This is a genomic window from Franzmannia qiaohouensis, from assembly GCF_031451695.1.
Taxonomy (GTDB): domain Bacteria; phylum Pseudomonadota; class Gammaproteobacteria; order Pseudomonadales; family Halomonadaceae; genus Franzmannia; species Franzmannia qiaohouensis.
Genome location: NZ_JARWAM010000009.1, coordinates 134,932 through 147,955, shown reverse-complemented (window position 1 = coordinate 147,955; position 13,024 = coordinate 134,932). Strand labels below are relative to the sequence as shown.

At 67.3% G+C, this 13,024-nt stretch carries 10 protein-coding genes; 8 read left to right on the top strand and 2 right to left on the bottom strand.

Annotation, left to right across the window (positions count from 1 at the left end; all coding sequences use genetic code 11):
- The first annotated feature begins 127 nt into the window (after positions 1-127).
- Positions 128-2,656 carry a penicillin-binding protein 1A gene (locus tag QC821_RS13910; RefSeq protein ID WP_309722576.1) on the top strand — a complete coding sequence of 843 codons (2,529 nt, stop codon included), beginning with the start codon at positions 128-130 and terminating at the stop codon, positions 2,654-2,656.
- A 111-nt stretch (positions 2,657-2,767) separates the two neighbouring features.
- Positions 2,768-3,520: a DUF481 domain-containing protein gene (locus QC821_RS13905; protein ID WP_309722574.1), complete on the top strand. Its 753-nt coding sequence runs from the start codon at positions 2,768-2,770 to the stop codon at positions 3,518-3,520.
- 63 nt (positions 3,521-3,583) lie between these two features.
- Here QC821_RS13905 and QC821_RS13900 read toward each other — a convergent pair whose 3' ends face one another.
- Positions 3,584-4,855: a malic enzyme-like NAD(P)-binding protein gene (locus QC821_RS13900; RefSeq protein WP_309722571.1), complete on the bottom strand. Its 1,272-nt coding sequence runs from the start codon at positions 4,853-4,855 to the stop codon at positions 3,584-3,586.
- A 250-nt stretch (positions 4,856-5,105) separates the two neighbouring features.
- A complete protein-coding gene (gene rpmE / locus QC821_RS13895; RefSeq protein WP_095621450.1) occupies positions 5,106-5,321 on the bottom strand; it encodes a 50S ribosomal protein L31 in 216 nt (71 codons plus the stop codon).
- Between the two features lie 21 nt (positions 5,322-5,342).
- On the opposite strand from rpmE, the gene QC821_RS13890 reads away from it, so the two are divergent.
- The 6 genes from QC821_RS13890 (at position 5,343) to QC821_RS13865 (ending at position 13,014) form a co-directional block, all read left to right on the top strand.
- The gene (locus tag QC821_RS13890; RefSeq protein ID WP_309722567.1) at positions 5,343-7,754 is read left to right on the top strand and encodes a primosomal protein N'; all 2,412 of its coding nucleotides are present in this window, start codon (positions 5,343-5,345) and stop codon (positions 7,752-7,754) included.
- A gap of 284 nt (positions 7,755-8,038) precedes the next feature.
- A complete protein-coding gene (gene argS, locus QC821_RS13885) occupies positions 8,039-9,724 on the top strand; it encodes an arginine--tRNA ligase (protein WP_309722565.1) in 1,686 nt (561 codons plus the stop codon).
- Complete coding sequence (locus QC821_RS13880; RefSeq protein ID WP_309722562.1) at positions 9,724-10,425, top strand: SPOR domain-containing protein; 702 nt, start codon at positions 9,724-9,726, stop codon at positions 10,423-10,425. Before argS ends, QC821_RS13880 begins: the two co-directional genes overlap by 1 nt.
- Positions 10,426-10,517: 92 nt before the next feature.
- A complete protein-coding gene (gene hslV / locus QC821_RS13875) occupies positions 10,518-11,036 on the top strand; it encodes an ATP-dependent protease subunit HslV (RefSeq protein ID WP_076746326.1) in 519 nt (172 codons plus the stop codon).
- A 10-nt stretch (positions 11,037-11,046) separates the two neighbouring features.
- Positions 11,047-12,366, top strand: coding sequence for an ATP-dependent protease ATPase subunit HslU (gene hslU / locus QC821_RS13870; RefSeq protein WP_089658877.1), 1,320 nt, complete (start codon positions 11,047-11,049; stop codon positions 12,364-12,366).
- 264 nt (positions 12,367-12,630) lie between these two features.
- On the top strand, positions 12,631-13,014 hold the full coding sequence (locus QC821_RS13865; protein ID WP_076746324.1) for a gamma-butyrobetaine hydroxylase family protein: 384 nt from the start codon (positions 12,631-12,633) through the stop codon (positions 13,012-13,014).
- Positions 13,015-13,024 lie beyond the last annotated feature (10 nt).

The window sequence follows — 13,024 nt, the reverse complement described above, 5'->3', positions numbered from 1 at the left end:
CGCGTAGCAACAGTGAAAACTCGCATCAACGCTGGTGGCCTAGAGCCTGGGTTAATATAATGAATGGTCGGCTCTATTGATACCAAGCACTTTCACCGCTTGCACGCACCACAGGTACCGCCTCTTCATGAAGTTGCTCAAAACCTCCGTCATCTCGCTGCTCTGGATCACTCTTTCGCTAGGCACCGCCAGCGTACTGGCCGTGGTCGGCGCGGCGCTCTACTTTGCCCCGGGCCTGCCCGACGTGCGCCAGCTACAGGACTTCGAGCTGCATACCCCGCTGCGCATCTTCAGTCGCGACGGCAAGCTGATCGGCGAGTTCGGCGAAGAGCGGCGCATGGCCATCGATTTCGACGAGGTGCCCGAAGACCTGGTGCAGGCGCTGCTGGCCGCCGAGGACGCCAACTACTTCGACCACCCCGGGGTCGACCCGCGCGGCCTGGCGCGCGCCGCCTACGAACTGGTTTCCAGCGGCGGCACCATCCAGACCGGTGGCTCCACCATCACCATGCAGGTGGCGCGTAACTACCTGCTGACCCTCGACCGTACCTTCACCCGCAAGATTCGCGAGATCCTGCTGGCGCTGCAGATGGAGCAGGTGCTGAGCAAGGAGGAGATCTTCGAGCTCTACATCAACAAGATCTTCCTCGGCAACCGCGCCTACGGCGTCGCGGCCGCCGCCGAAACCTACTACCAGAAGCCGCTATCGGAGCTGACCCTGGCCCAGAAGGCGATGATCGCCGGCCTGCCCAAGGCACCGTCGTCGTTCAACCCGCTGGCCAACCCGGAGCGCTCGCTGATCCGCCGCAACTGGATCCTGTATCGCATGCGCGACCTGGGCTATATCGACCAGGCCGCCTATGACGAGGCCGTACAGGCGCCGATCACCGCCCAGCGCTTCACCGCCCAGGTCGAAGTCGACGCCCCCTACGTCGCCGAGATGGCCCGCCAGTTCGCCATCGAGCGCTACGGCGATGAGGCCTACACCGGCGGCTATCGCATCCACACCACCCTCGACAGTGAGCTGCAGCCCTTCGCCCGCGACGCCCTGACCCGCGGCCTGATCGACTACGACACGCGTCACGGCTGGCGCGGGGTCGAAGAGAGCGGCATTCCTTCGAGCCTGGTCGAGGCCCAGGAGCGCGCCGAGCGTCGCGGCCTGGAAGAGGAGCTCGGCGAGTCACCGGAGGTCATGGAGACCGCCCGTCAGGCCGCCGAAAGCAGCCAGAGCCGGGTCGAGGGGATCGACGGCGACGTCAGCAACTGGCAGCGCGTGCTCGAACGCACCCCGGGCTTCGGCCCGCTGCAGCCGGCCATCGTGGTCGAAAGCGAGGGCCGCGAGATGACCGTCCTCGATCGCCGCGGCGAACTGGTGACCCTCGAGTGGGACGGCCTGAGCTGGGCGCGCGAATACCGCAGCGCCTTCGCCCGCGGTCCCGAGCCGAGCTCGGCGGCCCAGATTGCCAGCCGCGGCGATCTGGTGCGCATCCTCGAGCGCGACGACGGCAGCTTCCGGCTCTCCCAGCGGCCCGACGCCGAGGGCTCGATCGTGGTGCTCGATCCCGACACCGGGGCGATCCTGGCCCTGCAGGGTGGCTTCAGCTTCAATGCCAGCAAGTTCAATCGCGCCACCCAGGCCCAGCGTCAGTCGGGCTCGATCTTCAAGCCGTTCGTGTTCCTGGCCGCTCTCCAGGACGGCGACATGAACGCCGCCACCGTGGTCAACGATGCCCCGGTGGTGATGCAGGACGGCAGCAACGACCTGTGGCGGCCGGTCAACGCCGGCGGCAACTTCCTCGGCCCCACCCGCCTGCGGGTGGCGCTGGCGCAGTCGCGCAATCTGGTCACGGTACGCGTGCTGCAGAGCCTGGGCATCGAGAACGCCATCGAATTTCTCGAGGGCTTCGGTTTCGCCGAGAGCCGCCTGCCACGGGGGCTGTCGCTGGCGCTGGGCAGCGCCTCGCTGACCCCGCTGGAGATGACCAACGCCTATGCGGTGCTTGCCAACGGCGGCTTCCAGGTCTCGCCATGGTTCGTCGAGCGCGTGACCCGCGGCGACGACGACAACGTCATCGACGAGGCCCTGCCGCGGGTCGCCTGCCGCGAGTGCGACAACGGCGCCACCGAGGTGGAAATCGACGGCCGCGTGTACCCGCTCGCCGAGCGCGTCGCCGACCCCACCTCCGTCTACATTCTGCGCGATATGCTGCGCGACGTGATCGACAACGGCACAGGCCGCGCCGCCCTCGAGCTCGGCCGCCAGGATATCGTCGGCAAGACAGGCACCACCAACGAGCAGCGCGACGCCTGGTTCGCCGGCTACAACGACGATCTCGTCACCACCGTGTGGATCGGCAAGGACAACAACGAGACCACCGGCGAGTACGGCGGTCGCGCGGCCCTGCCGGTGTGGATCGACTTCATGGGCAATGCGCTCAACGGCCGCCCCGAAGCGATGCCCGAAGCGCCGGCCAATATCGTTCGCCTGCGCGTCGACGCCGACACCGGCCGCCGCCTGCATGACGACCAGTCCGGCGGCATCAGCGAGCTGTTCCACGGCGATCATCTGCCCGACTACCAGCCGCGCAGCGTGGGCCGCGAGATCGAGGACAGCAGCGGCTCCCAGGGCACCGGCTCCTACGAGGCGATCTTCTAAGTTGCCAGCGGCTGGGGCGGCATGGACGCCGCCCGCCATCGCTTCACAACCTGGCACCCAGCGCCTACCCTCGGTAGGCATGACACCCATGCAGCGACAGGGAGTTACAGCATGCGACGTCAACGGCTTGGCCTCTGCGGCGTAGCCACCATCCTGCTGGCGCTACCGCTTGGCGCCCAGGCGAGTCCATTCTATGCGCCGCCACCGCCCGACGAAGAAGACGATGTCTTCGCCGGCGACCTGGAGTTTGGCTTCACCCAGCTCTCCGGCAACACCGACAGCCGCACCCTGCTCGGCAAGGGCAGGCTCACCTGGCTGACCGGCAACTGGACCCACAGTCTGCGCGGCGAGATCCGCAACGTCGCCCGCGACGACACCACCAGCGCCGAGCAGTATCTGGCCGCCTGGCGTGAACGTTACGATTTCGACGGCGACCACTATCTGTTCGGCTTCGCGCGCTGGGAGAAGGATCGCTTCAGCGGCTACGACCAGCAGGTCACGACGATTGCCGGCTATGGCCGCCAGATTCTCGATAGCGACACCCATCGCCTGTCGCTGGAAGCCGGCCCCGGCTACCGCTTCGACGACGTGCGCGACGAGGAGAGCGAAGGCTTCAGCGTCGGCTACGGCGCACTGGCCTACGACTGGGAGGTCACCGACAACGCCTCTTTCTCCCAGGAGCTATCGATCGAGGCGACCCGCGACAACACCACCTCACGCTCCTACTCGGCGCTGACCGCTCGCATCAATTCGCGCATGGCGCTGCGCCTGTCCCACGAGATCCGCCGCAACTCGCAGCCCCCCGAGTCCGCCACCGCGCGCAGCGACATGACCACCAGCGCCTCGCTTGTTTACAGCTGGTAAGCGGGTAACAAAAATGCCGGCCCCATGGGGCCGGCATCGTGTGCTGCGTCAGAGCGTACGGACTCAGCCGCCGTAGACCTCATCGACGCTGTTCAGCGGATAGTGCGACGGGAACGGCTTGCGCGCCACCCCGGAATCCACCGCGGCTTGAGCCACCGCCGCCGAGACACGGTCGAGCAGGCGCGCATCGAGGGGCGTGGGCAGGATGTAGCCGCGACCGAACTCGAGGGCGTCGAGCTCGTAGGCATCCAGTACATACTGGGGCACCGGCTCACGGGCCAGGTCCTTGAGGGCATGAACCGCGGCCACCTTCATCTCTTCGTTGATCGCCGTGGCACGCACGTCCAGCGCACCGCGGAAGATGAACGGGAAGCCCAGCACGTTGTTGACCTGGTTGGGATAGTCGGAGCGGCCGGTGGCCATGATCACATCATCGCGAGCCGTGTTGGCAACGTCGGGATGAATCTCCGGGTCCGGGTTGGAGCAGGCGAACACCACCGGGTTGGCGGCCATCGTCTTGAGCTGCTCGGCGGACAGCAGATTGGGGCCCGACAGGCCGAGGAACACATCGGCACCGTCGATGGCGTCGTCCAGCGTACGCTTGTCGGTCTCGGTGGCGAACATCGCCTTGTACTGGTTGAGATCGTCGCGGCCGCTGTGAATCACGCCCTTACGGTCGAGCATGAACAGGTTCTCGGCCTTGGCGCCGCAGGCCACCAGCAGCTTCATGCAGGCGATGGCGGCAGCACCGGCACCGAGACATACGATGCGCGCCTCTTCGAGGGACTTGCCGGCGATATCCAGGGCGTTGAGCATGCCCGCCGCGGTGACAATGGCGGTGCCGTGCTGGTCATCGTGGAACACCGGGATGTTGCAGCGCTCAACCAGCGCCCGCTCGATCTCGAAACACTCCGGGGCCTTGATATCCTCGAGGTTGATGCCGCCCCAGGTGATGGCAACGCGTGCCACGGTATCGATGAAGGCCTGCGGGCTCTCGGCGTCGACCTCGAGGTCCACCGAGTTGATGCCGGCAAAACGCTTGAACAGCACCCCCTTGCCTTCCATCACCGGCTTGCTCGCCAGCGGACCGAGGTTACCCAGGCCGAGGATGGCCGAGCCATCGGAGATCACCGCCACCAGGTTGCCCTTGCCGGTGTAGAGGTAGGCGTTCTCGACATCCTTGGCGATTTCGCGGCACGGTTCGGCCACGCCCGGACTATAGGCCAGCGCCAGATCCTTGGCCGAGGCAGTCGGCTTGGTGAGCTCGACGGAGAGTTTTCCGGGGATCGGGTGGGCGTGGTAGTCAAGCGCGGCTTGCTTCTTGGCGTCTGTCATATGCGTAGTTGTCCAGTCGTCTTCAACGAGAGAGTCGAATCAGAATATAGAAAAACGCTCAGCCCCACAACTTGAGCCAAGTTGCTGTCATTCAAGGCTTTTAATCGGATGTTTGAAGCCATTTCCAGATATTTAGTGCAACTTATGCTCAATCCCGCAGGCATAACGTCGAGCTTATTGCCGCAGGCCAGGCGAGCAGCCACAAAAAACCCGCCGGGCGGCGGGTTTTTCACGAACCGACAGCGAGCGATCAGCCGCGCTTGACGGCGGCACCGAAACGCTTGTTGAAGCGCTCGACGCGGCCACCGGTGGTCGCCTGCTTCTGCTTACCGGTATAGAACGGATGGCACTGTGAGCAGACGTCCAGGTTGAAGTCGTGACCCGAAGTCGAGCCGACTTCGAAGGTAGCGCCGCAGCTGCAGGTAGCGCTGACCTTCTTGTAATCGGGGTGGATACCTTGTTTCATCTTGAAGCCTCATGATGCTGTATGCCGCCACCTGATCACCTGCCAGGCACCGCATACGGTTGTCATACAGTTGTCATGCCATTCAGCGCAACGACAGACCGGGTGGTTTCGAAGCCACGAGGTCGCGCCCCGAGCCCGAAGGGCACGTATCTTAGCAGAGCCAGCCGCGGAGGCCAATTGCCCGCCACTCCTTTTACCACGCCCGCTGCATCAAGCGCCTCATCCGTCCTGGCAGTCGCCGTGCCCAGCCCCCTGCGGCGACTGTTCGACTACCGCCCCTGCGCCACGCCGCCACCCGACGGCTGGCGCCCGGGGCTGCGGGTGCAGGTACCGTTCGGGCGTCGCGAAGTGATCGGCATCGTCGTCGAGTGCCGCGACCACAGCGACTTCCCGCTTGCCGATCTCAAGCCTGTCAGCGCCTGGCTCGACAGCGACCCGCTGCCCGACGACTGGCTGTGGCTGTGCCGCTTCGCCGCACGCTACTACCAGCATTCGCTGGGCGACACCCTGCACCAGTCGCTGCCGGTGCTGCTGCGCCAGGGCCGGCCGCTGGAGGCACGCACCCGCGAACGCTGGCAGCTGACCGCCAGCGGCCGTGGCGCCAGCCGCGACGACCTGGGGCGCGCGCGCCGCCAGGCCGAGTTGCTCGAACTGCTGCAGCAGCACCCGCGGGGCCTGGCCGTCAACGCCATCACCGCCCAGGGCTTTGGCCGCGCACAGCTCGACGGCCTGCTGGAGAAAGGCCTCGCCGAGGCCAGCAGCGAGCCGCTGATCGCCGCCCCAGCGCCGGCCGCCAACCAGCTGCTGGCCGAGCCCAGCCTGCCGCTCAAGCGCGAGCAGGCCGAGGCGCTGGCGGCCATGCATGAAGGGCTCGATCGCTTCCACCCCTGCCTGCTGCACGGCGTTACCGGCAGCGGCAAGACAGAGGTCTACCTGCAGCTGATCGAGGCGGTGGTGGCGCGCGGCCGTCAGGCACTGGTGCTGGTGCCCGAGATCGGCCTCACCCCGCAGACCCTGCAGCGTTTCCGCAAGCGCTTTCGAGTGCCGGTCGTCGCCCTGCATTCGGGGCTCTCCGACGGCGAGCGCCTCGACGCCTGGCTGGCCGCCGCCAGCGGCCGCGCACCAATCGTGATCGGCACCCGCTCGGCGATCTTCACGCCGCTGGCGAGCCCCGGTGCGATCATCGTCGACGAGGAGCATGACGGTTCGCTCAAGCAGCAGGACGGGCTGCGCTACCACGCCCGCGACCTGGCCGTGGCCCGCGCCCACCGCGACGGCATTCCGCTGGTGCTGGGCAGCGCCACGCCGTCGCTGGAGACGCTGGCCCAGGCGCGCAGCGGCCGCTATCGCCACCTGCGCCTGATGAACCGCGCCAGCCGCCATGCCCCGCCGCGCATGGAGCTGATCGACCTGCGCGGCCGCCCGCGCCGCGGCGGCCTGGTGCCGCCGGTGATCGAGGCCATCCGCACCACCCTGGCCGCCGGCCATCAGGTGCTGGTGTTCATCAACCGCCGCGGCTTCGCCCCGACCCTGGCCTGCCACGCCTGCGGCTGGATGGCCGAGTGCCGCCACTGCGACGCGCGCCTGACGCTGCACCGCCAGCCCCAGCAGCTGGCCTGCCACCACTGCGACCACAAGCAGCCGCTGCCCGACGCCTGCCCCGACTGCGGCAGCGCCGACCTGCGCCCCCTCGGCGCCGGCACCGAGCGCACCGAGGAGACCCTCGCCGAGCTGTTCCCCGAGGTGCCGGTGCACCGCATCGACCGCGACAGCACGCGGCGCAAGGATGCCATGGAGCAGCTGCTCGGCGAGGTCAAGCGCGGCGAGCCGTGCCTGCTGGTGGGCACCCAGATGCTGGCCAAGGGTCACCACTTGCCGCATGTCACCATGGTGGTGGTGGTCAACGCCGACGCCGGCCTCTACGCCAGCGATTTCCGCGCCCTGGAGCAGAACGCCCAGCTGCTGGTGCAGGTCGCCGGGCGTGCCGGGCGTGCCGAGCACCCGGGCCGGGTACTGGTGCAGACCCTGCACAGCGACGATCCGCACCTGCGACTGCTGGCCGAGATCGGCTACGATGCGCTGGCCGAGCAGCTGCTCGCCGAGCGCCGCGCCGCCGCACTGCCGCCGTTTCGCTTCATGGCGCTGGCGCGCTTCGAGAGCCCCCGCGAGGCCGACGCTACGGCGCTGGCCGCCGGCGCCGGCCAAGCCCTGCGCGAGTGGCTCGCCGGCAGCCTGGAGGTGCACTGCCTGGGGCCGGTACCGGCGCCCATGGAGCGCCGCCAGAACCGCTACCACGTCCAGCTGATGCTGAGCGGCGCACAGCGCAGCAAGCTCCACGAGGCCAGCGCCTGGCTGGTGGCGTGGCTCGAAGCCAGCCGCGATGCGCGCCGGGTCCGGTGGTCGCTGGATATCGACCCGCAGACATTGAGCTGAATTCGAAGAGCCGATCTTGCCATGACCGCGGCTACACCGGGCACAGCCTTTCGCGAAAACGCTGTGAACCCATCCATGGGCGCTCCATTTTTCATCCCTGAAAAATGAGCTTCGCTCAAGGCTGCCCCCGGCGCCGCGGATAGCCGCCACGAACTCATGCATCGCTTTAGGTTCGCACCTGCTTTCCCCCACAGGGTTTAAAGCCGCCCCGCAATTGCCGATAATGGGCGACCAAGCCGTTTCGGCCGTTGCCACGCCACGCGCCACAGGACATCAGAGCACTCATGAAAGAGACCATCATCGCGCTGCTCGACGAGGCACTCGCCGCCCTCAAGCAGCAGGGCGTGCTGCCCGCCGACATCGCGCCGACCATCAAGGTCGACCCCACCAAGGACAAGGCCCACGGCGACTACGCCACCAACCTGGCGCTGATGCTGGCCAAGCCCGCCGGCAAGAAGCCCCGCGAGCTGGCCGAAGCCCTGGTTGCCGCCCTGCCCGAGTCATCTGCCGTGAGCAGCACCGAGATCGCCGGGCCCGGCTTCATCAACTTCTTCGCCGCCACCGACGCCGTAGCCCAGGTGGTACAGCAGGTGCTCGACGCCGGCGACACCTTTGGCCGCAGCCTGATCGGCAAGGGCCAGAAGGTGCAGGTCGAGTTCGTCTCCGCCAACCCCACCGGGCCGCTGCACGTCGGCCACGGCCGCGGCGCGGCGATCGGCGACTCGATCTGCCGGCTGCTCGAAGCCACCGGCTACGACGTCACCCGCGAGTTCTACTATAACGACGCCGGCGCCCAGATCAGCAACCTGGCGCTCTCGGTGCAGGCCCGCGCCAAGGGCCTCGGCCCGGACGACCCCAGCTGGCCGGAAGATGGCTACCGCGGCGGCTACATCGAAGACGTCGCCGCCAGCTACCTGGCCGGCGAGACGATCCACGCCGACGACCGCCACGTCACCGCCAAGGCCGATGCCGACGACCTCGACGCCATTCGCGAGTTCGCCGTGGCCTACCTGCGCCGCGAGCAGGATCTCGACCTCAAGGCCTTCGGTGTCGAGTTCGACGTCTACTTCCTGGAGTCGTCGCTGTACGACGACGGCAAGGTCGAGGCCACCGTGGCCAAGCTGATCGACGGCGGCCACACCTATGAAGAGGACGGCGCCCTGTGGCTGCGCACCACCGATTTCGGTGACGACAAGGATCGCGTGATGCGCAAGCGCGACGGCGGCTATACCTACTTCCTGCCCGACGTCGCCTACCACTTCGACAAGTGGCAGCGTGGCTTTGGCCAGGTGATCAACGAGCAGGGCGCCGACCACCACTCCACCGTGACCCGCGTGCGCGCCGGCCTGCAGGCGCTGGAAACCGGCATCCCCCAGGGCTGGCCCGACTACGTGCTGCACCAGATGGTGCTGGTTACCCGCTCCGGGGTGGAGGTCAAGCTCTCCAAGCGCGCCGGCAGCTACGTCACCCTGCGCGACCTGATCGACGAGGTCGGCCGCGACGCTACCCGCTACTTCCTGGCCGCGCGCCGCGCCGACTCGCAGCTGACCTTCGATATCGACCTGGCCCGCTCGCAGTCCAACGACAACCCGGTCTACTACGTGCAGTATGCCCACGCCCGGGTGTGCAGCGTGCTGCGTCGCGCCGAGGCCGACCACAAGCCCTTCGACCCCGCCCTGGCCGTGGCCAGCCTGGCCCAACTCGAGGCCGACCAGGAGAAGGCGCTGATGAATCGCCTGGCGCGCTTCCCGGAGGTCGTCGAGCACGCCGCCGGCAATCGCGAGCCGCAGCAGGTCGCCCAGTACCTCCAGGACTTGGCCGCCGATTTCCACACCTGCTACAACGCGGTCAAGGTCATGGTCGATGACGACGCCCAGCGCAACGCCCGGCTGGCGCTGGGGCTCGCCACCCGCCAGGTGATTCGCAACGGCCTCGACCTGCTGGGCGTGAGCGCCCCCGAGGAGATGTAATGGCCCGCCGCCCCGCGCCCAAGAAACGCGGCGCCGCCCCGCGCCGTCGTGCTCCCGCCCAGCGCCGCGGCGTGCCCGGCTGGCTGTGGGGTGTGGCCGGCCTGGTGGCCGGGTTCTTTCTCGCCCAGTACGTGCAGGAGAGCGCGCCCACGCCGCTGGCCACGGTGCTGCCCAAGCCGCCCTCGAGCAGCCCCGCCGAGGGCGAACCCGACGCCGCCGATGAGCCGCGCATGCCGACCTTCGAGTTCTACACCCTGCTGCCGGAATCCGAGGTGGTCGCGCCTCGCTCCGAGGTGGTGGTGCCGCCGCAGCCGCCCACTCCCAGCGAGGATACCGCCGCCGCCGAGCCGCCCAGCGACGAGGTGGTGGACCCGATCGCCGAGCAGATCGCCCGTACTACCGCCGCCGACGAGGCAGCGGCCGAGCAGCCCGTCGCCGAAGCGCCCAGCCAGGCCGCAGCCAACAGCCGCTATATGCTGCAGGCGGCGTCGTTCCGCGAGTCGGGCGATGCCGAGCAGCTCGCCGGCCGGCTGCGCAACTTCGGCCTCCAGGCGCAGATCAGCGAGGTGCAGTCCGGCGACAACCAGACCTGGCACCGCGTCCAGGTCGGCCCCTACGACGATACCCGCGAGCTCAACCGCGCCCAGGACCTGATGCTCACCCAGGGCATCGAGCCGCTGATGATCCGGCTGCAGAACTGATCAAGCGCGTCCGCCGGGCAACTCCCGGCGGTTGATTTCAGCGCATCGCGCCCGCATCTCCTGTAGCACGTCTTTTTGGGAGTAAGCACTACATGACCACGATCGTATCCGTGCGCCGCGACGGCAAGGTAGCGCTGGCCGGCGATGGCCAAGTGTCACTCGGCAACACGGTGATGAAGGGTAACGCCAGCAAGGTGCGCCGGCTGTATCGCGGTCAGGTGCTGGCCGGCTTTGCCGGCGGCACCGCCGACGCCTTCACGCTGTTCGAGCGCTTCGAGTCGCAGCTGGAAAAGTACCAGGGGCACCTGGTCAAGGCCGCCGTGGAACTGGCCAAGGACTGGCGCACCGACCGCGCCCTGCGCCGCCTGGAAGCGCTGCTGGCCGTCGCCAACAAGGACGCCTCGCTGATCATCACCGGCAACGGTGACGTGGTGGAGCCCGAGCGCGGCATCATTGCCATCGGCTCGGGCGGCAACTACGCCCTGGCCTCGGCCCGCGCACTGCTGGAGAACACCGAACTGTCGGCCCGCGAGATCACCGAGAAATCCCTCGAGATCGCCGGCGACATCTGCGTGTTCACCAACCACAACGTTACTCTCGAAGAGCTCTGAGGGCCGCCCCATGACCCAGATGACACCCCGCGAAATCGTTCACGCCCTCGACCAGTTCATCATCGGCCAGCAGGATGCCAAGCGCGCCGTGGCCATCGCCCTGCGCAACCGCTGGCGGCGCATGCAGCTCGACGATTCGCTGCGTGGTGAAGTGACGCCCAAGAATATCCTGATGATCGGTCCCACCGGGGTCGGCAAGACCGAGATCGCCCGGCGCCTGGCCAAGCTCGCCAACGCCCCCTTCATCAAGGTCGAGGCCACCAAGTTCACCGAGGTCGGCTATGTCGGCCGCGACGTCGAGTCGATCATTCGCGACCTCACCGAGGCCTCGATCAAGCTGACCCGCGAGCAGGCCAAGGAAGAGGTCCGCCACAAGGCCGAAGACGCCGCGGAGGATCGTATCCTCGACGCCCTGCTGCCGCCGCCGCGTGGCCAGGAAGAAGCGCCGCGCAGCGATAGCTCGACCCGCCAGCTGTTCCGCAAGAAGCTTCGCGAAGGCCAGCTCGACGACAAGGAGATCGACATCCAGGTCACGCCCCAGGGGCCGGGCATCGACATCATGACCCCGCCGGGCATGGAGGAGATGACCAACCAGCTGCAGAGCATGTTCGCCAACATGGGCAAGCAGAAGAGCGAGACCAAGCGCGTCGCGGTCAAGGACGCCTGGCAGCTGCTGCGCGACGAAGAAGCCGCCAAGCTGGTCAACGAGGAGGAGATCAAGCGCCGCGCCATCGAGGCGGTGGAGCAGAACGGCATCGTCTTCCTCGACGAGATCGACAAGGTCACCAAGGGCCAGCAGTCGAGCGGTGGCGAAGTCTCCCGCGAAGGCGTACAGCGCGACCTGCTGCCGCTGATCGAGGGCTCGACGGTGTCGACCAAGCACGGCATGGTCAAGTCCGACCATATCCTGTTCATCGCCTCCGGGGCCTTCCACCTCTCCAAGCCCTCGGACTTGATTCCCGAGCTGCAGGGGCGTCTGCCGATCCGCGTCGAGCTCGAGGCGCTGACGCCCAACGACTTCCAGCGCATCCTCACCGAACCCTCTGCGGCGCTGACCAAGCAGTATCAGGCGCTGCTGGCCACCGACGGCCTGGAGATCAGCTTCACCGAGGACGGCATCCAGCGCATCGCCGAGATCGCCTGGCAGGTCAACGAAGGCACCGAGAACATCGGCGCGCGGCGCCTGCACACGGTGATGGAGCGCCTGCTCGAGGAAGCCTCGTTCAAGGGCGGCGACCTGGGCAGCCCGCTGGTCATCGACGCCGACTACGTCAACTCGCAACTTGGTGAGCTGGCCATGGATGAGGATCTGTCGCGGTATATTCTCTAAACCGCAGCGGCTAGCATCTGAATAGTGGCAGGCGGCGCGGTGCCGAGGACAGGTCGAAGCGGAGGTTCTATGCCATGGATGGCATAGGTAGCGCCCAGGGAGGGGTTCACAGCGCCTCCGCGAAGACCTGTCGTCGGCTAACTCCGCGCCCGCTCGATGCTAGGCCCTATCTCTCGAGCTGAGGTAGCCGCTCGGCCCGCGGTACATAAGATACGTAAGCACCGACAGCGGCACCCCTGAGGCCTAAATCTTGGAGTCATCAATATGGATACCCCCATCCCCAGCAAGGTGCACTACCACCAGAAGGCCCGCGAACTGGAGCTCGAGTATCCCAACGGCCAGCGCTTCCTGCTCAGCGTCGAGTACCTGCGGGTCTTCTCGCCCTCCGCCGAGGTCCGCGGCCACGGCCCTGATACCGCCGTGCTGCAGGTCGGCAAGAAGGACGTCGGCCTGCAGAACATCACCCAGGCCGGCAACTACGCGCTCAAGCTGCACTTCGACGACGGCCACGACAGCGGCCTCTACAGCTGGGACTACCTCTACGCCATCGCCGTCGATCACGACACCAACTGGGCCGACTACCTGCGCCGCCTGGACGAGGCCGGCGCCTCCCGGGAACCCCAGACCATCCAGTTCAAGCAGCTTTGAGCCCTTGGCG